A 24986-nucleotide genomic window follows, 5' to 3' on the forward strand; every position below is an offset into this window, starting at 1 on the left:
CTTCCTCCACTGCACTGTCCGCGGCCGGTTCCACCGACACGCAAGTAACCTGAACAGGCCATGGCACGCTTGTATCCGGATGCCGCTACGAAAGCTGCGAAGGGTGCGAGAAGGACTGGTAGCGTTTGGGTATCAAAAAGCCAGCGACAATTTTCTGTCATGCTGGCCACGCGTTTTCTTGTCCTTCTGCGGTGGTCCCCGCCCTAACTGCTACAAACCGTACCTGGCTTCGTTTGCAAGCGCCTTTCCTGCCCATACCCAGGAAATACGAGGGCTTGCACGTTCAAACAATGTGCGGTTTTTCACATGACTCATAAGATTTTTTCCGAATAACCCATGTGAAAAATTCTTCTGAGGTTTTCGAAAAGTTGTTCTTAGCTCTGATGTTACAGGCGTGAAACGCTTGATAAGAGAAAAAAGCCAATAAATTGGCGATTCAAGAGCATCGAAGTACAGAACACCAGGAGCAAAGCCATGCGCAGTCGTAACGCGGCACTATGGAGCGGTGTATTTTTGGCGGTGTCAGGGGCCCATGGGCAGGCAATGACGCTGACTGAAGCTATACAAAGCACGCTGCAGTACCACCCGGAGATCAGTCAGAGCGTGAACAGTCGCCTGACCGCGGATGAAGAACTCAAGTTTGCCAGGGGAGGTTATCTGCCAACCGTCGATCTCGTGGCCGGATACGGCCGGGAGAACACCGACAGCCCGACCACTCGCGCGGCGGGCAATCACAACGATGAAACCCTGACCCGTGGTGATGCGGAAATCCGTCTGCGGCAAATGCTGTTCGACGGTTTCGGCACACCCAACGAGGTCAAGCGCAACGAATCCAACGTCAACTCCAAGGCCTTCCGCATCCTCGGCACCTCCGAGACCGCCGCCCTGCGCACCGTCGAGGTCTACCTCGAAGTGCTCAAGCGCCGCGAGATGGTGACCCTGGCGAAGAACAACCTGCAGGCCCACGAACGCATCGGTGATCAGATTCGCCTGCGCAGCGAGCGTGGCGTCGGCAGTACCGCGGACAACGACCAGGCCATCGCCCGTCTGGCCCTGGCGCAGAACAACCTCTACACCGAGGAAGTGAACCTGGCCGACGCCGAGGCGAATTTCTACAGCGCCACCGGCAAGATGCCCGACCAGCTGGAAATGCCTACCACGGTCAAGGCCGAAGTGCCGCCGGACCTGCTGAGCGCCCGCCAGGGCATGCTCAGCGACAACCCGCTGCTGAAATCGGCGCAGGCTGACGTGAATGCCGCCGAGTCCCAGTACGAGGCGGCCAAGGCGCCCTTCTATCCGCGCTTCGACGCGGAGCTGGCCAAGGCGGCCAACAACAACGTCGACGGCGACGAAGGCCACTACAACAGCTGGGAAGCCCAGGTAGTGATGCGCTACAACCTGTTCAACGGGATGCGCGACAAGGCTCACCTGAATGCCACCTCGCACCAGATCGGCGAGGCCCAGGACATCCGCAACAACGCGCTGCGGCTGCTCAACGAGAACCTCTCGCTGGCCTGGGACGCGATGGAAAACTCGCGCAAGCAAACCCAGCCGGCCCGTGAATACGCCGACTACACCCGCAAGGTGCGCGAGGCGTACCAGCAACAGTTCACCCTCGGCCAGCGCACCCTGCTCGACCTGCTGGACAGCGAGAACGAACTGTTCACCGCCAACCGCCGCTACACCGAAGTGCGCTACACCGAGGAATACTCGATGTACCGCGTGCTGGGCAGCATGGGTTCGCTGCTGCGCTCCCAGCATGTGGTAGCGCCCCACGAGTCGGTGGCGCTGTCGGACGTGAAGAACGAGGCACGCCTGCCTGACCTGAAATAAGAAAGTCGCACACATTCGCCGCCTGCCCCACGCTGCCCAGCCTTGGGGAGGCGACCGTGAAGCGATACGACGGGGCACGGAAAACCCGGCGTCCGGCGAGGGCCGGCGAGCACCTGCAAGTGCTCGCCGGCTGCTGCTGGCGTGGGCTGGCCCGGCCCGGGAGGAAGTAGCGTGACCATGATCATCCAGGAGCGCGGCGCACCCGCGCCGGGCGATCCGCGCCTGAGCCATGACGATCCCCTGCTCGACGGCCTGCTGATTCTCTGCCGCCTGCACGGTTGCGCGGTGAGTCGCAACAGCCTCGCCGCCGGACTGCCGCTGCCCAACCAGCGCCTGTCCGCCAGCCTGCTGCCGCGCGCTGCCGCACGTGCCGGGCTGCAGGGGCGACTGCTGCGCCGCGAGCTGAAGAGCATTTCCAGCCTGAACCTGCCGGTGCTGCTGCTGCTCAACGACGGCCGCAGCGCGGTGTTGCGCCAATGGCGCGACGACGGCCAGGCGTTGATCCTGCCCTGCGAAACCGAAGGCGGCGAGCAGGCCGTGAGCGCCGACGAACTGGCCGCCCAGTACAGCGGCCAGGCCCTATTCGCCCGCCCGCGCCACGAACTGGAGGCCGCCCGAAAACCGCTGGTGCCGCGGGTCGAAGCCTGGTTCCGCGACACCCTGCGGCTCTCGCGCTGGCTCTATACCGATGCCCTGGTCGCCAGCCTGCTGATCAACCTGCTGGGCATGCTGGTGCCGCTGTTCGTCATGCAGACCTACGACCGCGTGGTGCCCAACCAGGCGATCTCGACCCTCTGGGTACTGGCGGCCGGCCTGCTGCTGGGAACGATGTTCGAACTGCTGCTGCGCGTGCTGCGCTCCAACCTGCTGGACATGGCCGGCAAGAAGACCGACGTGGTGCTGTCCGCCACCCTGTTCGAACGCATCACCGGCATGTCGCTCAAGGCCAAGCCCGAGACCATCGGCGGCTTCGCCCAGAGCATCCATGACTTCCAGGGCCTGCGCGAATTTCTCACCGCGCTGACCCTGACCAGCCTGATCGACCTGCCCTTCTCGATCCTGATGATCCTGGTCATCGGCCTGCTCGGCGGCTGGCTGATTGCAATCCCGCTGCTGGCCTTCCCGCTCACCATCGTCTTCGCCCTGATCATCCAGAGCCGCCTGCGCGACACGGTGCAGAAGAGCCTGACCCTGGGCGCCGAACGCCAGGCGCTGCTGATCGAAACCCTCGGCGGCCTGGAAACCCTCAAGGCCTGCGGCGCCGAGAGCGAGCGCCAGTACCGCTGGGAAGCTACCCATGGCGCGCTGGCACGGCTGGACAACCACGCGCGCTTCCTCTCCGCCCTGGCCACCAACGGCACCCTGTTCCTCCAGCAGTTCGCCGGCATGGCCATGATCTGCGCCGGGGTCTACAGCATCCTCGACGGCAATCTCAGCGTCGGCGCGCTGGTCGCCAGCTACATGCTCAACAGCCGCGTGCTCGCTCCGCTGGGGCAGATCGCCGGGCTGATCACCCGTTACCAGCAGGCGCGCCTGACCATGAAGAGCACCGACGCGCTGATGGAACTGCCCCAGGAACGCCAGGCCCGCCAGCGCCCGCTGGAGCGCACCCAGTTGCACGGCGCACTGGAGGTCCGCCAACTGAGCTTCAGTTATCCGGAACAGACCAGCCCCGCGCTGAATCACGTCAGCCTGCGCCTGGCCCCCGGCGAGAAGATCGGCATCATCGGCAAGAGCGGCTCGGGCAAGAGCACCTTCGGCCGCCTGCTGATGGGCTTCTATCACCCGGACGAAGGGCAGATCCTGCTGGACGGCCTGGACCTGCGCCAGCTCGACGTCTCCGACCTGCGCCAGCAGATCGGCTACGTCGCCCATGACCTGCCGCTGCTGGCCGGCAGCCTGCGCGACAACCTGACCCTCGGCGCGCGCTACGTCAGCGATGCGCGGATGCTCGAAGTGGCCGAGCTGACCGGCGTCAGCGAACTTGCCCGGCAGCACCCGGCCGGCTTCGACCGGCCGGTGGGCGAGCGCGGCCAACTGCTCTCCGGCGGCCAGCGCCAGGCGGTGCTGATGGCCCGCGCGCTGCTGCTCGACCCACCGATCCTGCTGCTCGACGAGCCCACCAGCGCCATGGACAACAGCAGCGAGGAGATCCTCCGCAAGCGCCTGCACGAGGCCTGCCGCGACAAGACCCTGCTGCTGGTCACCCACCGCACCTCGATGCTCAGCCTGGTCGACCGCCTGCTGGTGCTCGACAACGGCCGCATCGTCGCCGACGGCCCGAAAGACGCGGTCATCGAAGCATTGCGCAAGGGCCACGTCGGCCCGGCAGCGGGGTAATGGCCATGCACTTTTCGCAATCGATCCGCGGCTACCTGGGCGGCAACGGCGCCCGCGACACCGAATTCATGCCCGAGGTGCAGGGCACCCTGCTGGAAGACTCGCCCAACGCCACGCGCATCACGCTCTGGGCAGCACTTGGGCTGCTGGTGGCGGCCATCACCTGGGCGTACTTCGCCGACATCGAGGAAGTCACCAAGGGCGAAGGCAAGGCCATCCCCTCGTCCAAGGTGCAGACCATCCAGAACCTGGAGGGCGGCATCGTCTCGGAAATCTTCGTCCGCGAAGGCCAGGTAGTGGAAAAGAACCAGCCACTGCTGCGCCTGGATGACACCCGCTTCTCCTCCAACAAGGGCGAATCCGAGGCCGACCGCAACTCGCTGGAGGCCCGCGTGGAGCGCCTGAAAGCGGAAGCGGACGGGCGTGCACCGGACTTCACCGACGACCTGAAGAAAGCCGCACCGCAGGTCGTGGAGGACCAGATGGCGCTCTACCAGACCCGCATTCAGCGGCAGAACAGCGAGCTGAACATTCTTCAGGAACAACTGCGGCAGAAGACCCAGGAGCTGCAGGAGTTCCGCGCCAAGACCCAGCAATACCGTTCCAGCCTTGGCCTGGTGCAGCAGGAGATCAACATGTCCGAGCCGCTGGTGAAGGCCGGTGCGGTGTCCCCGGTGGAACTGCTGCGCCTGCGCCGCAGCGCCGTGGAAATCAGCGGCGACCTCAACGCCACCAACCTCGCCATCCCACGCGCCGAGGCAGCGGTGAACGAGATCCAGCGCAAAGTCGAGGAATCGAAGCTGGGCTTTCGCAGCGATGCGCTGAAGGAGCTCAACGACGTCCGCACCGACCTCAACAAGCTCACGGCCACCAGCCGCGCCATCGACGACAAGGTCAACCGCACGCTGGTGGTCGCGCCCCTGCGCGGCATCGTCAAGCAGCTCAAGGTCAACACCATCGGCGGCGTGGTGCAGCCGGGCAACGACATGGTGGAAATCGTCCCGCTGGAGGACAACCTGCTGGTGGAAGCGCGGGTGCGCCCGCAGGACATCGCCTTCCTCCACCCCGGCCAGCCGGCCACGGTGAAGTTCACCGCCTACGACTACACCATCTACGGCGGGCTCAAGGCCAAGCTGGAAATGATCAGCGCCGACACCATCACCGACGACAAGGGCAACAGCTTCTACCTGATCCAGGTGCGCACCGACAAGAACCACCTGGGCACCGACGCCAAGCCCCTGCTGATCATCCCGGGCATGGTGGCGACGGTGGACATCATCACCGGCGAGAAGAGCGTGCTGGACTACATATTGAAGCCGGTGCTCAAGGCTCGGTGGGAGGCTTTGCGGGAGCGGTGAGTTTTTTGGTCGGGCTTCGCAGCAGGGGTTTGCCCTCTCCCCAGCCCTCTCCCTGAAGGGAGAGGGAGCTATACAAGCGAGCTTTTACACTGGCGCTTCATTCATACAACCGCGTCCGGCCAGCTCAAAAACTCCCCTCACTCGGGACAGTCCCCTCTCCCTTCAGGGAGAGGGTTAGGGAGAGGGGCTCTTCAGCTCTTCAGCCTCACTCCACCCCCTCCCGCCAATGCGCCCCCGGCCCCTCCTCCGCCAACTTGTCCCCCGGATTGCGCAGCGGGCAGGCCTCCATCGACAAACAGCCACAACCGATGCAGCCGTCGAGTTGATCGCGCAGCAGCAATAACTTCTCGATCCGCTCGTTCAGGTCCTCCCGCCAGCGCGCCGACAAGCGCGCCCAGTCCGCTGCCGACGGGTTGTGTCCGGTGGGCAGCGAGCCCAGTGCCTCGGCAATCTCCCCCAGGGGAATCCCGACTCGCTGCGCCACCTTGATCACCGCCACCCGACGCAACATGTCGCGCGAGTAGCGGCGCTGGTTGCCCGCGTTGCGTGTACTGCTGATCAGCCCCTTGGTCTCGTAGAAGTGCAGCGCCGAGACGGCCACGCCGGCGCGCTTGGCCAGTTCACCGACACTCAGGTCGCGGTGCAGGGAGCAAGAAGAAGATTCTTTCATGGGCTATTGACCTCAAGTTATGTTGAGGTTTTACCCTCGCCTGGCATTCGGTTCAAGACAGGGAGCCCAGGAACATGACTCAACCCAGCCCGATCACCGCCCAGGCGTGCGTAGACAATCCGCACTTCGTGCTGCAGATCGAGATCGACGTGACGCCCCAGCAACGCCCGCACATCGCCGCGCGCCTGTGCGATTACCTGGCGCATCTGCAGGAGCTGTTCTACCGGCGCCCCGGCTACCTCGCCAGCGAGCTGCATGCCGAAGGCCAACCACAGCGGCTGGTCGGCCGCCTGCACTGGCGCCGCAAGGAAGACTGGGAAGCCGCCTGGGACTGCCGCAGCACGGCCAGCGACCTGTTCGCCGACAGCCTGCTCAGGCTCGGCGCGCGAAGCATCCGCTTCGGCAGCGGTGAGACCGAGCACACAGCGTAACCCCCGGCTTTTTGTAGGAGCGAGCTTGCTCGCGAACCCGTCTGACGCAACGGCATCGCCGGGAAATCCATTCGCGAGCAAGCTCGCTCCTACACCGAACCGCTTATGCCGGCAGGCTCATATGCAGCAAGGGGAACGGCCGACCTTCGCCATCCAGCGGTGAGCGCCCGGTCTGGACGAAGCCGTAGTGCAGATAGAACCCCACCGCTTGAGGATTCTGTTCATTGACGTCGACACTCAGCGTACCGCGCGTTTCGCGCACGAAGTCCAGTAGCGCGCGGCCAAGGCCCCGCCCCCGGCAATCCGGGTCGATGAAAAGCATTTCCACATGGTTGTCGTTGAGGCCGATGAAGCCCTGAGGGCAGTCGTCGGCATCGACCGCCACCCAGACCTCGACGGCGGGCAGGTAGAGATCGCGAACCTGCGGCAGGAGCGCGTCGATGTCGGAGGGTTGCAGGAAGTCGTGGGTCGCGCGCACGGCGCCCAGCCAGATATCGAGCAGCCGCGGGTTGTCCGCAGCGATGCGTTGGCGAATGAGCATGAATTCATCCTGATTCAACAGATCACAAAGGGATAGCACGCCACGAGCGGTGACGGCCGTTGGAGCGTCGGCAGCATGAATGCCCGCTTCGCGAATCAACGCCTGGGCGGGGCACGGCAGAGGCAGCCGGAAAGAGAGGGACGCCGATCCTAACTGCCTCGCGCCGACCGGTAAAGGTTCAGCCTGCGCGCCAATGCCAGCCGTCCCGCCCGCACTCCAGGCGGCCCTCCAGCGCCAGCCGGGCGAGAAACGCTTCATCGTGGGATACCACCAGCAAGGCGCCCTGGTATTGCCGCAACAGCTCTTCCAGGGCCTCGCGGGATGGCAGGTCGAGGTGGTTTTCCGGCTCGTCCAGAAGCAGCAGCTGCGCCGGCTGCTCGGCGTAGATCTCGCACGCCAGCGCCGCCTTCAGGCGCTCGCCGCCGCTGAGCAGCACGCTGGGCAGATCGACTCGCCCGGCCGGCAGGTCGAGCTGCGCCAGGCGTGTGCGCAGCACGGACTTGTCCACAGCCCGGTTGCGCTCCAGCAACAGCTCCAGCACCGACCGTTCCGGCGACAGCGCCGCCAGATGCTGGTCCAGGTAGGCACTGCGCACTTTCACTTCGCAAAGCCCGGCGACGGGTTCGACGATGCCGGCCAGCACCTTGAGCAAGGTCGACTTGCCGCTGCCATTGCGCCCGGTCACCGCCAGGCGGCGCGGACCGTTCAGTTGCAGGTCCAGCGGAGCGGAATTGCCGAAAGGCAGGCGCAGCCCGGCCAGTTGCAGTACCGCACGCTGCTCGGGCAACTCACACGCCGGCGCATTCAATGCGACGGCGGCGTCATCACGCAGTTGGCCGAACGCTTCCCGCACGTCCTGCGCCAGTTGTTCGCGGCGTTCGCCATGCTGCGTGGCCAGGCGCGCAATGCTGGTCTGGCTGCGCTCCTTCTGCCGATCCACCAGGATCTTCGCCTGGTTGGCTTCCTGCGCATCCCTGCGTCCCTTCGCCTGCCGGTGCGCCTGGCGCTCGCGCTGCTCCTGCATCGCGCGCTGCTGGCGGTCCCTCTCCTGCTTGCGCCGCTGCAGTTCGCGCAGCGCATTGTCCTGCTCCTGCTGGCGCGCCTCCCGGTAAAAGGCATAGCCACCGGAGTAACTGCGCAGCCCGGCGGAAGACAGTTCGACGATGCGCTGCATGTCATCCAGCAGCAGGCGATCATGGCTGATCAGGATCAGGCCGCCGCGCCAGCGCTGAAGCTGCTCGCGCAGCGCCTCGCGGCCGGCGCGATCCAGGTGGTTGCTCGGTTCGTCGAGGAGCAGCCAGTCCGCCTCGCTCAGCCAGGCGCCGAGCAGCGCCACGCGCATGCACTCGCCGCCGCTCAGGCGTGCAGCAGGCGTATCGACGGTCAAATGCCCCAATCCTGCCGCCGACAGCATCACCTCCAACTGCGCGCGAATGTCCCAGCGCCCGTCCAGCAACTCGAAGTCGGCGGGGTCGACGGCGCCGGCCTCGACCCGCGCCAGCGCATCCAGCAACGGCTGCACGCCGGCAAGCTCCGCCACGCTGCGAAACGCCTGCGGCTCGATGTGTTGGGGCAGGTAATGCACGAGCCCGGAGGCCAGGCACCGCCCGGCGCTGGGCGCCTGGACTCCCGCCATGATCCGCGCCAGCACGGACTTGCCCGCGCCATTGCGCCCGACCAGCGCGGTACGGCGCTCGTCGAAGGTTTCGTTGAGGTCGCGAAACAGCGGTTCGCCCGTGGGCAATTGAAACGTGACGCCATGCAGCGCCAGGGAGACAGGGTTCGTCATACGCCAATCCATCGGATGCCGGGTAACCCCCAGGAACGGAACCTGGGACGGAAACGGGCCGTGAAACCACGGCGGCATCAATGGCGCATCGGACGAACACCTCGCGAAGGGGAATGAGCGGCGCAGTATAACGAGTCGACCGCGGCAAGCGAATCCGCCGGCCGGCCCGGCACATGCTTTTCGTAGGAGCGAGCTTGCTCGCGAACCCGCCTGACGCCGTCGTCGCCGGTACTCGTTCGCGAGCAAGCTCGCTCCTACAGGTGGAGACCGCGTCCGGACACCAGACAGGGTCCGCCACCCGTTAGGAAGAACGCGGCCCGTGGTTGCGCAGGAAGGTCTCCTCGCCCATCGCCGCGATCTGCCCTTCGATCAGCGCATCGAACGGACGCAGCAGGTCGGCATGGGATTGCGGTGCGTCCAGCGCATCGAGGGCATGCACCACTGCCTCGATGGTGGACAGAGCCCCTTCGGCCGGCGCCTTGCGCAGGCGGTAGCGTGAAGTGAGACCTTCCGGCAGCACAACGCGCGGCAACGCGGCCAGGTTCGGGTTGAGGTGCAGCAGCTTGCGCGCCTTGCGCCAGGTGCCATCGGGCACCACCAGCAGGCGCGGCTTATCCACAGGCCGCGCAGCCAGGTCGCTCAGTACCAGGGCGGACTCGCCGGGGAACAGCAGCCAGGCGTCCCAGGTGGACAGGTCCAGGCCGCTGAAATCGTCACCGACCATCAACTCGGCATTCGCCAAGCCAAGCGCTGCCAGCCGCGCAGTATTCAGCGCATGGCCGACCTCGCTCGGATGCTGCAGCAGCAGGACGCGGGTGCGGTTATCCACACGGGGAATCAGCGCACACAGGCAATGGTTCAGCGGGCGCTCGCAGCGCGGGCAACGGGCGCGGCTCATGACTGGCTCGGCTGGGTGCGCAGCAGGTCGCGGAAGTTCTGGATCAGCGGCTCGCGGGAACGGCCGCGGCGCAGGATCAGCGAGAACGGCGCCTGATAGCCAAAGGTCGCCGGCAGCAGAGCGCGCAAGCGGCCCTGCTCCACCCACGGATGCGCGTAGTGCTCGGGCAGGTAGCCGATGTAGCCGCCGGAGAGGATCAGGATCAACTGCGCTTCCATACTCTCCACGGTGCCGGCGCTGTGCTTGAAGCCGTGCCGCGCCAGTTCCGCCTGGCTCCAGTAGCCACGGCCGACCATGCGCTGCTGGGTGATCAGCTCCGCGGGGATGCGCCGTCCGTCGAACAGCGGGTGACGGTCGCTGCAGTACAGCCAGTGCTGCTCTCTATAAAGAGGCTGGTAGACCAGGCCGTTCATCCGGCTGAAGAAGGAGCCGATGGCTAGGTCCAGGCGGTTGTCCAGCACGGCCAGTTGCAGCTCATAGGGGCTCTGCACCTGCAGGTGCAGGTGCACGGCGGGGTGCAGGCCGCTGAAGGCGCCGATCACTTCGGCCAGCGGTAGTGCCGGATCGGTCACGGTGGAGTCCAGCACGCCGAGGTTCAGCGTGCCACGCAACTCGCCCTTGAGCGTCGCTGCATAGCGCTCGAAGCCTTCCAGCTCGCCGAGGATGCGTAGGGTTTCCTGGTGGAACAGTTCGCCCTTGCTGGTCAGGCCGAAGCCGCCGCGACCGCGATGGCAGAGCACGATGCCCAACTGATTCTCCAGTTGGCTCATGTAGGTGCTGATCGCCGAGGTCGACAGGTTCAGTTCCTGCTGCGCCGCAGCGAAGCCCTGGCTGCGCACCACGCAGGCGAAAATCCGCAGCAGTTTGACGTCGGGCAATGCGCTCGCGCTCATGAAGACTCCGCAAAACCGCGGCCGGGCCGCTCTAGTTCAGTAGTTTCTATACCTGAAAAACGGATGATAGCAAGCTACCTATCTATTCAGGAACCGCAGGCCACAAGCCCGGCGAGCCGTCTGCTGCGGCAAGGTGGCGCAGTCTAGCGACCGTTATTAGTTTAGAAAACTCTGAAGTGATTATTTGTAGCCAGCGATTTTTTCCACTACCCGGCGTGGAGAGAATCCGGCCCCAGTATCAACAAGCCTGTTTCCACGAAGACAGCGATCAGCCTGAGGCCCTCCCCATGGACAAGAAACTTCACCAGCCCCTGGGCGGTAACGAAATGCCGCGTTTCGGCGGCATCGCCACCATGATGCGCCTGCCGCATATCCAGTCCCCCGAAGAGCTCAACCAGCTCGACGCCGCCTTCGTCGGCGTGCCCCTGGACATCGGCACCTCCCTGCGCTCCGGCACTCGTTTCGGGCCGCGCGAAATCCGCGCCGAGTCGGTGATGATCCGTCCCTACAACATGGCCACCGGCGCTGCGCCGTTCGACTCGCTGAACATCGCCGACATCGGTGACGTGGCGATCAACACCTTCAACCTGATGGAAGCGGTGCGCATCATCGAGGAGTCCTACGACAAGATCCTCGACCACGGCATCCTCCCGCTGACCCTGGGCGGCGACCACACCATCACCCTGCCGATCCTGCGCGCCATCCACAAGAAGCACGGCAAGGTCGGCCTGGTGCACATCGACGCCCACGCGGACGTCAACGACCATATGTTCGGCGAGAAGATCGCCCACGGCACCACCTTCCGCCGCGCGGTGGAAGAAGGCCTGCTGGACTGCGACCGCGTGGTGCAGATCGGCCTGCGTGCGCAGGGCTACACCGCCGAAGACTTCAACTGGAGCCGCAAGCAGGGCTTCCGCGTGGTGCAGGCCGAAGAGTGCTGGCACAAGTCGCTGGAACCGCTGATGGCCGAAGTCCGCGAGAAAGTCGGCGGCGGCCCGGTGTACCTGTCCTTCGACATCGACGGCATCGACCCGGCCTGGGCGCCCGGTACCGGCACCCCGGAAATCGGCGGCCTGACCACCATCCAGGCCATCGAGATCGTCCGTGGCTGCCAGGGCCTGGACATCATCGGCTGCGACCTGGTCGAGGTCTCCCCGCCGTACGACACCACCGGCAACACCTCGTTGCTCGGCGCCAACCTGCTGTACGAAATGCTCTGCATCCTCCCGGGCGTAGAGCGCCGCTGAGCGCACGAGCACACAAATGAATAACGACGCCTGCGTAGCACAGGTGCTGGAGGCTGCCCGAGATCTCGTGGCAGCCTTCGCGCGCACCGACACCGAAGCCTACTTCGCCGCCTTCAGCGAAGACGCCTCCTTCATCTTCCACACCTGGCCGGTGCCGCTGCTGTCGCGCGCGGCTTATCGCGAAGTGTGGGAAGGCTGGCTGCGTGACGATGGTTTCGAGGTCCTTGACTGCCTTTCGAGCAACACCTTTGTGAGCCTGCAAGGCGAAGACGTGGCCGTGTTCTGCCACGACGTCGCCACGCGGCTGCGCATCCAGGGAGAGGAAAGCCTGAACCACGAACGGGAGACCATCGTCTTCCGCCGTGATCCGAAACAGGGCCGCTGGCTGGCCACACACGAGCACCTGTCACCGTCTCCGACGCCATAAAGACAGGGCTCCCCGGGAGGAAGTCATGGATAACAAGAACAACGCACACGCACTTACAACGATCGAGACATTCGGGGTCGAACAGATCCCGGACAACGAACGCACCGCCACGCCCACCGATCTGTTCCGCATGATCTTCGGTGGCGCCAACACCTTCGCCACCGCCGTGCTCGGCAGCTTCCCGGTACTGTTCGGGCTGTCGTTTCAGGCCGGCGTCTGGGCCATCGTGCTCGGCGTGCTGGTCGGTTCGATCATCCTCGCGCCGATGGGCCTGTTCGGCCCGCTCAACGGCACCAACAACGCGGTCTCCTCGGGCGCCCACTTCGGCGTGCACGGGCGGATCGTCGGTTCGTTCCTGTCGCTGCTCACTGCGGTCGCGTTCTTCTCCCTCTCCGTGTGGAGCTCGGGCGATGCGCTGATCGGCGGCGCCAAGCGCCTGTTCGACCTGCCGGAAACCGACCTGACCCTGGGCCTGGCCTACGGCCTGTTCGCCGTACTGGTGCTGATCGTCTGCATCTACGGCTTCCGCTTCATGCTGATGGTCAACAAGATCGCCGTCTGGGCCGCGAGCCTGCTGTTCCTGCTCGGCCTGTTCGCCTTCTCCGGCCCGTTCGACGCTGGCTACGCCGGCACCGTGCAGATGGGCAGCGAAGGATTCTGGGCCGCCTTCATCGGCGCCGCCCTGCTGGCCATGAGCAACCCGGTGTCCTTCGGCGCCTTCCTCGGTGACTGGGCGCGCTACATCCCGCGCCAGACCTCGCAGAAGCGCATCATGCTGGCCGTGATCTGCGCCCAGCTGGCGACCCTGATTCCGTTCCTGTTCGGCCTGGCCACCGCCACCATCGTGGCCGTCAACGCTCCGGACTACATCGCGCAGAACAACTACGTCGGCGGCCTGCTGGCCGTTTCGCCGAGCTGGTTCTTCCTGCCGGTGTGCCTGATCGCGGTAATCGGCGGCATGTCTACCGGCACCACCTCGCTGTACGGCACCGGCCTGGACATGTCCAGCGTGTTCCCGCGCCTGCTCAACCGAGTGCAAGCCACCCTGCTGATCGGCCTGTTGTCCATCGCCTTCATCTTCATCGGTCGCTTCGCCGCGAACCTGGTGCAGAGCGTGTCCACCTTCGCCGTGCTGATCATCACCTGCACCAGCCCGTGGATGGTCATCATGATCCTCGGCCTGATCATTCGCCGTGGCTTCTACCACGCCGATGACCTGCAGGTGTTCACCCGTGGTCAGGAAGGCGGCGCCTACTGGTTCCACAACGGCTGGAACTGGCGCGGTATGGGTGCCTGGATTCCGAGCGCGGCTCTGGGCCTGTGCTTCGTCAACCTGCCGGGCCAGTTCGTCGGCCCGCTGGGCAACCTGGCTGGCGGTATCGACATCAGCCTGCCGGTCACCCTCGGTGTGGCCGCACTGCTCTATATCACCCTGCTGCGGACCTTCCCGGAACCCGCTGGCGTGTACGGCCCCAAGGGCCCGCGCTGGGTTGGCAGCCATGACCGCCCGGTGCGCGGCATCAGCGAACCGGCGGCCTGATCCAGGCTTCGCGGCCTGACGCGAAGTCCATTACCCGAAAGTCCCATCGGGCCGGTTGCCGCCGGTCCGGTGCCCTACCGCACGCCACAAGCGCGCGGCAACAATGACAATGCAAGTGTGAGGAGCCGACCATGGCGTTAGATCTGATCGTCGTACTGATATATGCCGCTGGCATGTTGTGGCTGGGCTGGTACGGCATGCGCCGTGCCAAGACCCACGAAGACTACCTCGTGGCCGGCCGCAACCTCGGCCCGGCGTTCTACATGGGCACCATGGCCGCCACCGTCCTGGGCGGCGCCTCCACCGTGGGCACCGTGCGCCTGGGCTACGTCCACGGCATTTCCGGCTTCTGGCTGTGCGCCGCACTGGGCGCCGGCATCATCGCGCTGAACCTGTTCCTGGCCAAGCCGCTGCTCAAGCTGCGCATCTTCACCGTCACGCAAGTGCTGGAGCGTCGCTACAACCCCATGGCCCGCCAGGCTTCGGCGGTGATCATGTTCGCCTACGCGCTGATGATCGGCGTGGTTTCCACCCTGGCCATCGGCACCGTGATGCAGGTGCTGTTCGGCCTGCCGTTCTGGGTGTCCGTCCTGCTCGGCGGTGGCGTCGTGGTGATCTACTCCACCATCGGCGGCATGTGGTCGCTGACCCTGACCGACATCGTGCAGTTCATCATCAAGACCGTCGGCCTGATGTTCATCCTGCTGCCGATCTGCCTGCATCGTGTAGGCGGCTGGGACGAGCTGGTAGCCAAGCTGCCAAGCACCGCCTTCAGCTTCCACACCATCGGCTATGACACGATCATCACCTACTTCCTGATCTACTTCTTCGGCATCCTGATCGGCCAGGACATCTGGCAGCGCGTGTTCACCGCCCGCGACGAAAAGGTCACCAAGTACGCCGGCACCGCCGCAGGCGTGTACTGCGTGATCTACGGCCTGGTCGGCGCACTGATCGGCATGTGCGCCAAGGTGCTGCTGCCCGACCTGGACAACGTCAACAACGCCTTCGCCGCCATCGTCCAGTCCGCCCTGCCGGACGGCATCCGTGGCCTGGTGATCGCCGCTGCACTGGCCGCGATGATGTCTACCGCCAGCGCCGGCCTGCTCGCCGCTTCCACCACCATCACCGAAGACCTGCTGCCGATCTTCACCGGCCAGCGCTCCACCCGCCTGAGCCTGAACCGCATCTGCACCCTGCTGACCGGCATCCTGGTACTGGGCATCGCCCTGGTGGTGAACGACGTGATCAGCGCCCTGACCCTGGCGTACAACCTGCTGGTGGGCGGCATGCTGATTCCGCTGATCGGTGCCATCTACTGGAAGCGCGCCACCACTGCCGGCGCGATTACCAGCATGGCCCTGGGCTTCATCACCGCGCTGGTGTTCATGCTCAAGGATGGCTTCGACGCCAACACCCCGATCTACTACAGCCTGTCTGTCGGCCTGGTCAGCTTCATCGTCGTCAGCCTGCTGTCGCCCCGCCCGGCAGCTGTCGCCGATGCGGCCTGATTAAGACATTGCGCTAGGCAAAAGGGCGCGGCGAGCTGATCTCCGCGCCCTTTTGCATGATTAACGACCATGACCTCACCCACGAACTCCAAGGAACTGCCATGACCACCTGCGGCGAATTCCTCGTCAAGCAACTCGAAGCCTGGGGCGTCGATACCGTCTTCGGCATCCCCGGCGTACACACCGTCGAGCTGTACCGCGGCCTGCCCCACAGCGGCATCCGTCACATCACCCCGCGCCATGAACAGGGCGCCGGCTTCATGTCCGACGGCTACGCACGCGTCACCGGCAAGCCCGGCGTGTGCTTCATCATCACCGGCCCGGGCATGACCAACATCCTCACCGCCATGGGCCAGGCCTACGCCGACTCGATCCCCATGCTGGTGATCAGCAGCGTCAACGAGCGCTCGCGCCTGGCCCACGGCAATGGCTACCTGCACGAACTGCCGAACCAGCGCGCCATGGTCGCCGGCGTCAGCGCCTTCAGCCACACGCTGATGAGCGTCGAGGAGCTGCCGGCCGTGCTGGCCCGCGCCTTCGCCGTGTTCGACAGCGAACGCCCGCGCCCGGTGCACATCGAGCTGCCGCTGGACATCATCACCGCCCCGGCCGACCACATGCAGGTGCGCCCGCGCGTGCAGCTGGCCCGCCCGGCCCCGGCCCGCTCGCCGCTGCACGAGGCCGCTGCCAAGCTGGCCAAGGCGAAGAACCCGCTGCTGCTGCTCGGCGGCGGCTGCGTCGAGGCCCAGGCCGAAGCCCGTGCTCTGGCGATTGCCCTCGATGCGCCGACCGCGCAGACCATCAATGCCAAGGGCCTGCTGCAACCCGAACACCCGCTGCTGATCGGCAGCAACCAGTCGCTGATTCCGGTGCGTGAACTGGCCGAGCAGGCCGACGTGGTCCTGGCCATCGGCACCGAGCTGGGCGAAACCGACTACGACGTGGTGTTCGACGGCAACTTCAAGATCGGCGGCGAGCTGATCCGCATCGACATCGATCCGCAGCAGCTGATGCGCAACTACGCGCCGAGCATCGCCATCCACAGCGACGCCCGCACCGCCATGCGCGCCCTGCTCGAACTGCTGCCGGCCCGCCAGGCCGACGCCAACAGCCCAGGCGCCCAGCGCGCTGCCAAGGTACGCGCGCAACTGGCCGAGGACTTCAGTGGCTGGGCGCACTACCGCGAGCTGTTCGGCAAGATTCTCGAAGTACTGCCCGATGCCCGTTTCGTCGGCGACTCGACCCAGACCGTCTACAGCGGCAACCACCTGGTGGAACTGGATGGCGGCCGCCGCTGGTTCAACGCCTCCACCGGCTACGGCACCCTCGGCTACGGCCTGCCGGCCGCCATCGGCGCCAAGCTCGGCGAGCCGGGCCGCCCGGTGATCAGCCTGATGGGCGACGGCGGCCTGCAGTTCACCATGACCGAACTGGCCAGCGCCGTGGAAGCCAAGGTGGGCATCATCGTCCTGCTGTGGAACAACCACGGCTACGGCGAGATCAAGCGCTACATGGAACGCCGCGACATCACCCCGCTGGGCGTGGACATCTACACCCCGGACTTCCTCGCCATCGCCAAGGGCTTCGGCTGCGCCGCCGAGCGCGCCCGCGACCACGCGCATTTGCAGGAACTGCTGCGCAACGCGCCGAGCGATCGCCCGCTGATCGTGGAAGTGATGGAAGCGGCGCCTTTCGCGCCTTGAGGTACTGTCGGAACTCCGGAGCGGGGCCAATCCCCTCTCCCCCGCCCTCTCCCTGAAGGGAGAGGGAGTTGCCTGTGCCGGCTGACATCTTGGTTTCCTCCTGCACCGCACAGTCCCCTCTCCCTTCGGAGCGGGGCGCGTCGCCAGGGTTAGGGAGAGGGAGCGGACGTCCACGTAGCACAACGACAACCCTATCTCCCCCCTGCCCTCTCCCAGGGGGAGCGGGAATCCGCCAGAGCCGAGCCGCGGCGCAGCTACCGGCGACGCCGCTCCAATCCCCCAAGGCTCCGAACGGTTCCCTCTCCCCCTGGGAGAGGTTAGGGTGGTTCCACCCGGCATCCCATGCGCGTAGGAGCGGACTCCGTCCGCGATCGATCACCGCCGCATCGGGGCTTGCGCGGCTGCCCTCGCCCGTACGCACAACCACAAGGCGCGCAACCATGAAAATCGTCACCCGCGACCGCTGGTTCGAGGTCCGCCACTGCTACGACGGCGTCAGCCTGATCCACGAGCCCTACGTCCGCCCCTTCTACCGCTGCAACCTGTGGCATATCCAGGGCCGTGACCGCGACGTGCTGGTGGACAGCGGCTCCGGCCTCGTCAGCCTGCGCGAACAACTGCCCTGGCTCACCGACCGCCCGCTGCTGGCCGTGGCCAGCCACACCCACTTCGACCATATCGCCGGCCACCACGAGTTCGACGAACGCCTGGTGCACCCGGCCGAAGCCGACATCCTCGCCAGCCCCGACGGCGAGCGCACCCTGGCCACCGCCTTCGTCGACGACGAGATGTTCGACGCCCACCCGGACTGCCCGCTGTGCTACGCCGAATACCGGGTGAAAGCCGCGCCGGCCACCCGCACCATCGACGAAGGCGACGTGCTCGACCTGGGCGACCGCACCCTGCAGGTCCTGCACACCCCCGGTCACTCGCCGGGTGGCATCAGCCTTTGGGAAGAAAAGACGCAGACGCTGTTTTCCGGCGACATCATCTACGACGGCCCGCTGATCGAGGACGCCTACCACTCCAACCTTGATGACTACGCCGCGAGCCTTTCGCGCCTGCGCGAGCTGCCGGTGCGCACCGTACATGGCGGGCACTTCCCGAGTTTCTCCGGGGAAAGGCTGAAAGGGATGATCGACGACTGGTTCAAGGCCCACGAATGACGGGCAATAAAAAGCCCGCCGATACAGGCGGGCTTTTTTCAGCGAGGCGGGGCGCAATCAGTAGCGCCGGCGCTGCTCCATCAGGCGACGCTGCTCGTCGCTGCGGATGGGGATCGGTTGCAGACGTGGAGGCTCGATCAGGCCGAGCATGACACCGAGTTTCCACGCAATGCTTTGCAGCCAGACTTTCATGGATACCTCCTCGTGCGAATTCAGGTCGGGCGGCCCGTTACCACCATGGGCCGCCCTAGGAAGAATAGCCCGGCGTCCCACTCTCCGCCCGTGCCACTCACTCCTTGAAACAAAGACTATCGTCTTAACTCGCCGCAGCGCCTGACCTGAATCAAGAGCCGGACGATTCCCACATCAGCGCAGCAATACCCGGCGAATCCACTGCTCGCTGCTCACCAGCGTGATGCCCGCCAGCACCAGCACGGCACCCGCGACGAAGTTCAGGGTCAGCGGCTCGCCGAGGATCAGCACGCCGAAGGCGATGCCGAACATCGGCGTCATGAAGGAAAACACCGCCAGGTTCGACGCCAGGTAGCGGCGCAGCAGCCAGAACCAGGTGAAGTAGCTGAAGAACGACACCACCAGGCCCTGGAACAGCACACTGCCCACGCCAATGGGGGTGAAGCTCACATCCTGGGTCTTGCCCAGTGCCAGCGCGGCGAAAGGCAACAGCAACGCGGCAATGAGCAACTGGTAGAACAATGTGAGAATCGGCTTGGCCTCGGACAACCGCGTAGTACGCACCGCCACGGTGGTCATGCCCCACGAGAATCCCGCCAGCACGCCGAAGGCATCGCCCAGCAGCATGCGGCTGTCCATGCTCGCCAGGTCGAACCCGCCGCCGAAGCACATCGCGATCCCCGCGAAGCACACACCGATCCCCAGCCACTGCAGCGGCCGCAGCCGCTCGCTGGGCAGCAGGAAGTGCAGCGCCAGCGCCGAGAAGATCGGCGCCGTATAGATGAACACCGCCATGTGCGAGGCCGACGTATAAACCAGCCCCTGGGCGATGAAGAAGAACTCGGCAGCGAATAGCACGCCGGCCAGCAGCCCGCCCTTGACGGTGCCGTGGCGCAGGAAGCCTTCCCAGCCGCCGCGCCAGCACATCAGCAGGCCCACCACCACGGCGGCCACCAGGTTGCGGCCGAAGGCCTGCATGATCGGCGCGATGTCGTGAGCGGCCAGTTTCACCATCACCGCCTGGATACCCCAGATGATGCACAGGCCGGTCATGACCTGGATGGCGAAGGCGTCGGCGTTCTTGCGCTCGGCGATGACGGCTTCAGCGTTCATGAACGCCTCCCGGAGAAGGCAGGTGCGCAGTGGTGGCAGGTCATGGCAAGGCTCGGCAGTTAAGAGAAAGCGGGAAGCCACAATGAAAATCGGCGGACTTCCTCGAAGAAAGTCCACCGATCATGCCAGTTTGCGGCGGCAGGCCGCCAACGGAAATCCGCTGTTCAGAGCGCCGCGAGCGACATTATTTCCCGGATTTCACCTGGGTCCAGGTACGGGTACGGATGCGTTCGAGCTTGGGCGGCAGCATCTCCACCGAGAACAGCTTGGCCTGCACGTCCGCCGGCGGGTAGACGTTGGGGTTGTCGTGCAGCTCCTTGGAAATCAGCCCGTCCGCCGCTTGGTTGGGGTTGGCGTAGGCGACATAGTCGGAGATCGGCGCGACCACTTCCGGGCGCAGCAGGTAGTTGAGGAAAGCGTGGGCCTGCTCGACGTTCTTCGAGTCCTTCGGAATTGCCAGCACGTCGAACCAGGCTGCGGCGCCTTCCTTGGGAATGCGGTACTCGATGTGGATGCCGTTATTGGCTTCCTTGGCGCGGTTGGCCGCCTGCATCGCGCCGCCGGACCAAGCCAGGGCCACGCAGACATCGCCGTTGGCGAGGTCGGTGACGAACTTCGAGGAGCTGAAGTAGGTGATGTGCGGACGCAGTTGCGCCAGCAGCGCCTCGGCCTTCTTGTAGTCGTCCGGGTTGTGGCTGTTCGGCGACAGGCCGAGATAGTGCAGGACCTGCGGGATGACTTCGGTGGGCGAATCGAGGAAGGCCACGCCGCAGGATTTCAGCTTGGCCAGGTTCTCCGGCTTGAACACCAGGTCCCAGGAGTCCACCGGCGCGTTGTCGCCGAGCACGGCCTTGACCTTGTCGACGTTGTAGGCGATGCCGTTGGTGCCCCACATGTAGGGCATCACGTACTGGTTGCCCGGGTCCTTGCTCTCCAGCACCTTCAGCAGGGCGGGATTCAGATTCTTCCAGTTCGGCAGCTTGCTCTTGTCCAGCGGCTGGAACACGCCGGCCTTGAGGTAGTTGGGCAGGAAGCTGTCGCTGGGCACGACCACGTCATAGCCCGAGTGACCGGAAAGCAGCTTGGCTTCCAGTACTTCGTTGCTGTCGTAGACGTCGTATTGCGGCTTGATGCCGGTCTCGCTCTGGAAGCCCTTGAGGGTGTCCGGGCCAATGTAGTCGAACCAGTTGTAGATGCGCACTTCCGGCGCAGCGCTGGCGGCGCTGGCCGTGACGAGGGCGGCGGCGGCGAGCAGGCCGCGCAGCGCGGTATTCTTGTTCATGTCCTTCCCCAGTTGGATGCGCTCGCACTCTGACCACTACAAACATCGGGTCGCGAGCCAATAAATGCAGTGGGGCGGATCAATGTCCGCCCCACCTTGTCGATCAGCGTGCAGCGCCTTCGTAGCCCTGCAGCACGTTCACCGCGTTGACGCCGATGGCCTCGACCGCGTAGCCGCCTTCCATGATGAACAGGGTCGGGATACCCAGTGCGGCGATGCGCTCGCCCATCTTCAGGTAGTCCGGGCTGTCCAGCTTGAACTCGGAAATCGGGTCGTCCTTATACGTATCCACGCCCAGCGATACAACCACCGCGTCTGGCGCGTAGTCGGCGATCTTGCGGCACGCATCGTCCAGCGCGGCGAACCAGCCATCCCAGCCGGTGCCGTGCGGCAGCGGGTAGTTGTGGTTGTAGCCTTCGCCGGCGCCTTCGCCGTGCTCGTTGGCGTGGCCGAGGAAATACGGGTACTCCACCAACGGGTCGCCATGGATCGAGGCAAACAGCACGTCGTTACGGCGGTAGAAGATGTCCTGGGTGCCGTTGCCGTGGTGGTAGTCGACGTCGAGGATGGCCACGCGCTTGGCACCCTGGTCAAGGAACGCCTGGCTGACGATAGCGGCGTTGTTCAGGAAGCAGTAGCCGCCCATGAAGTCGCTACCGGCGTGGTGACCCGGCGGACGGCACAGAGCGAAAGCGGTGTTGGCACCCTGGCGCATGTGGTCCTGGGCGGTCAGCGCAACCTGGGCCGAGCTGTACACGGCCTGCCAGGTGCCGGCGGTGATCGGCGCCTCGGTGTCGAAGCTGTAGTGCCCTACTTCGCCCATCAGCGCGGTCGGGATCGGACCGTCACGGAGCAGGCGGCGCCCCGGGAAGGTGGTGGAGACCAGGTCGCCGGTGTGACCTTCTGCCGCCCAGCGCGCCCAGGCGCCCTTGAGGAATTCGACGTAACGGGTGTTGTGCGCGCGCAGGATCGGCTCCAGGCCGAAGTCCTTGGGCTCGATGATCTCGCCCAGGTTCTGCGATTTCACGCGGGCCAGCACGGTGTCCGCGCGGCTGGGCATCTCGAAGCAGGGCTGGAGTTTGCCGTCGACCAGTTCGGACTGGCCGAAATGCAGGCGGTGATCATCGCTGTACACGGTAAGCATGGGAGTACCCTCTGAAGGATTCTTGTTGTCCGGTGGCGGGAATTCTGCCCAGCGACCGCGCTACGCAAAACAGCGGGAGCGGCCAAAAGGGGATCGATATGGCCAGAATTTCTGACCCTTAACCATCTGTATACGTTGATTATCCGGATTCGCCCCGCAAAGGCCAGTCATTGCGGCGCTATGCTCCAGGGAATTGTCCCGGCTATTGGCCGGTCGAACACCGACAAGCGTTATGACCACAGGATGGGGGAAGATGCGGGAAACCTTCGTGCGTGCCTGCAGCCGCGTGCTGCTGATGCTCACCTTGTCGCTGGCCGGAGCAGGCGCCGTGCTGGCCGACGAGCCGACCGACGTCCAGGCCGGCGACACCATCGTACTGCCCGACCTGCCCGAGGACGCCAGCCTTGATCAGTTGAGCGATCGCCTCGAACTGATTCGCCAGCGCGTCTCCGCCGACAGCGACGACGGCCTGCTGTCGAACCTGCGCCAGGCGGCGCTGGGCGTGCAGGCCCGCGCGGAACAGAGCGCCGCGGACATCACCACGCAACTGGCGCGCACCGAAGACCAGCTCAAGGTCCTCGGCCCGGAGACGCCCAACGAAGCCAGCAGCCTGACCAGCCAGCGCAATGACCTGCTGGCCGACCAGAAGCTGCAGCAGAAGCGCCAGGACCGCGCCAACCAGCTGGACAAGAACGCCCAGGACCTCGCCGCGCAGATCGTCAACCTGCGGCGCAGCCAGTTCAACTCGCAGATCGCCACGCGCTACCCGCCGCCGCTGAGCCCGCGCTTCTGGTCCAGCCTGATCCGCCCCACCGACGACGACCTCTCCCGCCTGCAAGCGATTCGCGGGCAGATCGGCGATGCCTTCGCACTGACCTGGCAACCGGAACACCGCTGGCCCTTCATCGCCTGCCTGATCGTCGGCGCGCTGCTGTGGATCCCCGGCCGGCGCCTGCTGGAACAGTTGCTGACCAAGGCAATGATCCGCTGGATTCCCGTGGGCCGCCTGCGCCGCAGCGCCCTTGCCGTGGCGGTCAGCCTTGCCACCATCGTCACCCTGGGCGGCGCCGCCGCGCTGATCCGCGAAGGGCTGGACTGGCACGAACAGCTCAATGGCACCATGACCAACCTGGGCGATCAGTTGCTGACCCTGGTGATCTTCTGCACCTTCACCGCCGGCCTGGGCCGCGCCCTGCTCGCGGTGCAGCGACCGTCCTGGCGCCTGCCTGACCTCCCCGACCCGGTGGCCGACGCCCTCTCCCCCTTCCCCTGGCTGATGGCCTGGCTGCTGCTGGTGCTCGGCACCCAGGAGCGCCTGAACAGCGTCAGCGGCGCCAGCCTGGCATTGACCGTTGCGGTGAATGCCATCACTGCCATCGCTACCGCCGTGCTGTTCTCCATCGCGCTGTACCGTTACCGGCGCGCGCGGCGTGAAACCGAGGGCCACGAGACATCGGCGCTGGCCGGAATCATTGTGCTGGCGATGATGATCATCGTCCTGCTGATCGTCCTGGCACTGGTCAGCGGCTACCTCTCGCTGGCCTACTTCCTCGCCGGCAAGCTGCTCTGGGCCAGCGTCGTCTGTGCCACGGGCTACCTGCTCACGACCCTGTTCGTCGACCTCTGCGAAGCGCTGCTCTCGCCCAGGCAGAAGATCGGCGCGCGGTTGGCCGAGAACCTTGGCGTCGACCCGCGCCACCAGGCGCAGTTCGCCACCCTGCTGACCGGTGCCGGGCGCACGCTGCTGGTGTTATCGACGGTACTGATCGCCTTCTCCACCACCGGCACCAGCCCAGGCGAGCTGCTTCAGGGCCTGGTACGGCTGGTGGAAAGCGGCCAGTCCCTGGGCCGGCTGAACATCGTCCCGCAGGACATCCTGCTGGCGCTGGGCACCCTGGCTGCCGGGCTGTTCGGTCTGCGCCTGCTCAAGCGCTGGCTGGCCGAGGAACTGCTGCCGGAAACCAGCATGGACGTGGGCATGCGCGCCTCGCTGGTGACCCTGGTGGGCTACATCGGCATGGTCATCCTGGTGCTGCTGGTGCTCTCGGCGCTGCGCATCAACCTCACCAGCCTGACCTGGGTGGTCAGCGCCCTGTCGGTGGGTATCGGTTTCGGCCTGCAGGCCATCGTGCAGAACTTCATCTCCGGCCTGATCCTGCTCACCGAGCGCCCGGTGAAGGTGGGCGACTGGGTCAGCCTGACCGGCGGCGTCGAGGGCGACATCCGCCGCATCAACGTGCGCGCCACGGAAATCCAGATGTCCGACCAGTCCACCGTCATCGTCCCCAACTCCCAGTTCATCTCGCAGAACGTGCGCAACGTGACCATGGGCAGCGCCCTGGGCGTGGTCGGCATCAACCTGACCCTGCCGTTGGATACCGACGTGCAGAAGGTCCGCGAGCTGATGCTCAAGGCCTACACCGAGCACGAGAACATCGTCGAGACGCCAGCGCCCTCGGTGACCTTCAAGGACCTCAGCGCCACCGGCCTGACCTTGGCCGCCTCCGGCAACGTCAGCAGCCCACGGGCGGTGTACGGCACCAAGAGCGACCTGCTGTTCACCATTTTCAGCGGCCTGCGCGAAGCCGGCATCAACCTCACCGTGGCGCAGAACCTGATCCTCCAGCGCCCGCAGATGTCACGCATTGCGCAGGAGCCCGAGGGACCAGCGCAGGAGCCCGTCGCACCGCCAGTCGGTCCCGGTACCGGCCCCACCACGCCGTCGTAGACTCAAGGATCACACTCGCCGGGGCGTGCAGCCGACGCTGCCGCCCCTCGCCGATCCGAGCGCGACAGTCCCGCCCGGGAGCCACCGTTGCGCCCGCAGCGCTCCGTGCCCGCCGTTGGCCCGCGCCCGTTGCGGCACCCGGTCATTCCCCGTGCCGCCCTCTCCATCAGCCTCCACCGG

At 65.5% G+C, this 24986-nt stretch carries 20 protein-coding genes; 11 read left to right on the top strand and 9 right to left on the bottom strand.

Annotated features, from left to right (window positions below):
- Positions 1 to 543: 543 nt before the first annotated feature.
- The 3 genes from G4G71_RS24285 to G4G71_RS24295 all read left to right on the top strand — a co-directional run bounded on the left by G4G71_RS24285 (position 544) and on the right by G4G71_RS24295 (position 5531).
- A complete protein-coding gene (locus G4G71_RS24285; protein ID WP_401039087.1) occupies positions 544 to 1833 on the top strand; it encodes a TolC family outer membrane protein in 1290 nt (429 codons plus the stop codon).
- Positions 1834 to 2010: 177 nt separating this feature from the next.
- Positions 2011 to 4173 (top strand): type I secretion system permease/ATPase, encoded by a 2163-nt coding sequence (locus G4G71_RS24290; RefSeq protein WP_169942781.1) that lies wholly within the window; start codon positions 2011 to 2013, stop codon positions 4171 to 4173.
- Positions 4173 to 5531: an HlyD family type I secretion periplasmic adaptor subunit gene (locus tag G4G71_RS24295; RefSeq protein ID WP_401039084.1), complete on the top strand. Its 1359-nt coding sequence runs from the start codon at positions 4173 to 4175 to the stop codon at positions 5529 to 5531. Before G4G71_RS24290 ends, G4G71_RS24295 begins: the two co-directional genes overlap by 1 nt.
- A gap of 205 nt (positions 5532 to 5736) precedes the next feature.
- Here the strand turns inward: G4G71_RS24295 and soxR are convergent, their stop codons facing one another.
- A complete protein-coding gene (gene soxR / locus G4G71_RS24300; RefSeq protein ID WP_169940806.1) occupies positions 5737 to 6201 on the bottom strand; it encodes a redox-sensitive transcriptional activator SoxR in 465 nt (154 codons plus the stop codon).
- 74 nt (positions 6202 to 6275) lie between these two features.
- Between soxR and G4G71_RS24305 the strand changes: the two genes are divergently transcribed.
- Positions 6276 to 6632 (top strand): hypothetical protein, encoded by a 357-nt coding sequence (locus G4G71_RS24305; RefSeq protein WP_054908203.1) that lies wholly within the window; start codon positions 6276 to 6278, stop codon positions 6630 to 6632.
- Positions 6633 to 6735: 103 nt separating this feature from the next.
- On the opposite strand, the gene G4G71_RS24310 is transcribed toward G4G71_RS24305, so the two are convergent.
- The 4 genes from G4G71_RS24310 to G4G71_RS24325 form a co-directional block, all read right to left on the bottom strand.
- Positions 6736 to 7173: an acetyltransferase gene (locus G4G71_RS24310; protein ID WP_169940807.1), complete on the bottom strand. Its 438-nt coding sequence runs from the start codon at positions 7171 to 7173 to the stop codon at positions 6736 to 6738.
- Between the two features lie 178 nt (positions 7174 to 7351).
- Positions 7352 to 8962 carry an ABC-F family ATP-binding cassette domain-containing protein gene (locus G4G71_RS24315; RefSeq protein WP_169940809.1) on the bottom strand — a complete coding sequence of 537 codons (1611 nt, stop codon included), beginning with the start codon at positions 8960 to 8962 and terminating at the stop codon, positions 7352 to 7354.
- Positions 8963 to 9263: 301 nt separating this feature from the next.
- Positions 9264 to 9860: a tRNA-uridine aminocarboxypropyltransferase gene (locus tag G4G71_RS24320; RefSeq protein WP_169940811.1), complete on the bottom strand. Its 597-nt coding sequence runs from the start codon at positions 9858 to 9860 to the stop codon at positions 9264 to 9266.
- On the bottom strand, positions 9857 to 10753 hold the full coding sequence (locus G4G71_RS24325; protein ID WP_169940813.1) for a LysR family transcriptional regulator: 897 nt from the start codon (positions 10751 to 10753) through the stop codon (positions 9857 to 9859). Before G4G71_RS24325 ends, G4G71_RS24320 begins: the two co-directional genes overlap by 4 nt.
- 287 nt (positions 10754 to 11040) lie before the next feature.
- On the opposite strand from G4G71_RS24325, the gene speB reads away from it, so the two are divergent.
- The 6 genes from speB (at position 11041) to G4G71_RS24355 (ending at position 18347) form a co-directional block, all read left to right on the top strand.
- Positions 11041 to 12000 carry an agmatinase gene (gene speB, locus G4G71_RS24330; RefSeq protein WP_169940816.1) on the top strand — a complete coding sequence of 320 codons (960 nt, stop codon included), beginning with the start codon at positions 11041 to 11043 and terminating at the stop codon, positions 11998 to 12000.
- Positions 12001 to 12016: 16 nt separating this feature from the next.
- Complete coding sequence (locus tag G4G71_RS24335) at positions 12017 to 12427, top strand: YybH family protein (protein ID WP_045212325.1); 411 nt, start codon at positions 12017 to 12019, stop codon at positions 12425 to 12427.
- 25 nt (positions 12428 to 12452) lie between these two features.
- Positions 12453 to 13967: a purine-cytosine permease family protein gene (locus tag G4G71_RS24340; protein ID WP_169940818.1), complete on the top strand. Its 1515-nt coding sequence runs from the start codon at positions 12453 to 12455 to the stop codon at positions 13965 to 13967.
- Between the two features lie 131 nt (positions 13968 to 14098).
- On the top strand, positions 14099 to 15478 hold the full coding sequence (locus G4G71_RS24345; protein WP_169940820.1) for a sodium:solute symporter family protein: 1380 nt from the start codon (positions 14099 to 14101) through the stop codon (positions 15476 to 15478).
- A gap of 101 nt (positions 15479 to 15579) precedes the next feature.
- Positions 15580 to 17181 (top strand): 5-guanidino-2-oxopentanoate decarboxylase, encoded by a 1602-nt coding sequence (locus tag G4G71_RS24350; protein WP_169940822.1) that lies wholly within the window; start codon positions 15580 to 15582, stop codon positions 17179 to 17181.
- A 440-nt stretch (positions 17182 to 17621) separates the two neighbouring features.
- The gene (locus G4G71_RS24355) at positions 17622 to 18347 is read left to right on the top strand and encodes an MBL fold metallo-hydrolase (RefSeq protein ID WP_169940824.1); all 726 of its coding nucleotides are present in this window, start codon (positions 17622 to 17624) and stop codon (positions 18345 to 18347) included.
- 57 nt (positions 18348 to 18404) lie between these two features.
- On the opposite strand, the gene G4G71_RS30075 is transcribed toward G4G71_RS24355, so the two are convergent.
- From G4G71_RS30075 to G4G71_RS24370, 4 genes are all read right to left on the bottom strand, one after another.
- Positions 18405 to 18539, bottom strand: a complete 135-nt coding sequence (locus tag G4G71_RS30075) for a PA1414 family protein (protein WP_275892378.1) — start codon at positions 18537 to 18539, stop codon at positions 18405 to 18407.
- Positions 18540 to 18713: 174 nt separating this feature from the next.
- Entirely contained in the window at positions 18714 to 19652 is a 939-nt protein-coding gene (locus G4G71_RS24360) for a DMT family transporter (protein ID WP_169940826.1), read from the bottom strand.
- Between the two features lie 184 nt (positions 19653 to 19836).
- Complete coding sequence (locus G4G71_RS24365) at positions 19837 to 20934, bottom strand: extracellular solute-binding protein (RefSeq protein WP_169940828.1); 1098 nt, start codon at positions 20932 to 20934, stop codon at positions 19837 to 19839.
- Between the two features lie 103 nt (positions 20935 to 21037).
- Complete coding sequence (locus tag G4G71_RS24370) at positions 21038 to 22078, bottom strand: histone deacetylase family protein (protein WP_169940830.1); 1041 nt, start codon at positions 22076 to 22078, stop codon at positions 21038 to 21040.
- Between the two features lie 253 nt (positions 22079 to 22331).
- Here G4G71_RS24370 and G4G71_RS24375 point away from each other — a divergent pair, with 253 nt between their 5' ends.
- Positions 22332 to 24806 carry a DUF3772 domain-containing protein gene (locus G4G71_RS24375; protein WP_169940832.1) on the top strand — a complete coding sequence of 825 codons (2475 nt, stop codon included), beginning with the start codon at positions 22332 to 22334 and terminating at the stop codon, positions 24804 to 24806.
- Positions 24807 to 24986: the final 180 nt, after the last annotated feature.

It is taken from the genome of Pseudomonas multiresinivorans (assembly GCF_012971725.1).
Classification (GTDB): Bacteria; Pseudomonadota; Gammaproteobacteria; order Pseudomonadales; family Pseudomonadaceae; genus Pseudomonas; species Pseudomonas multiresinivorans.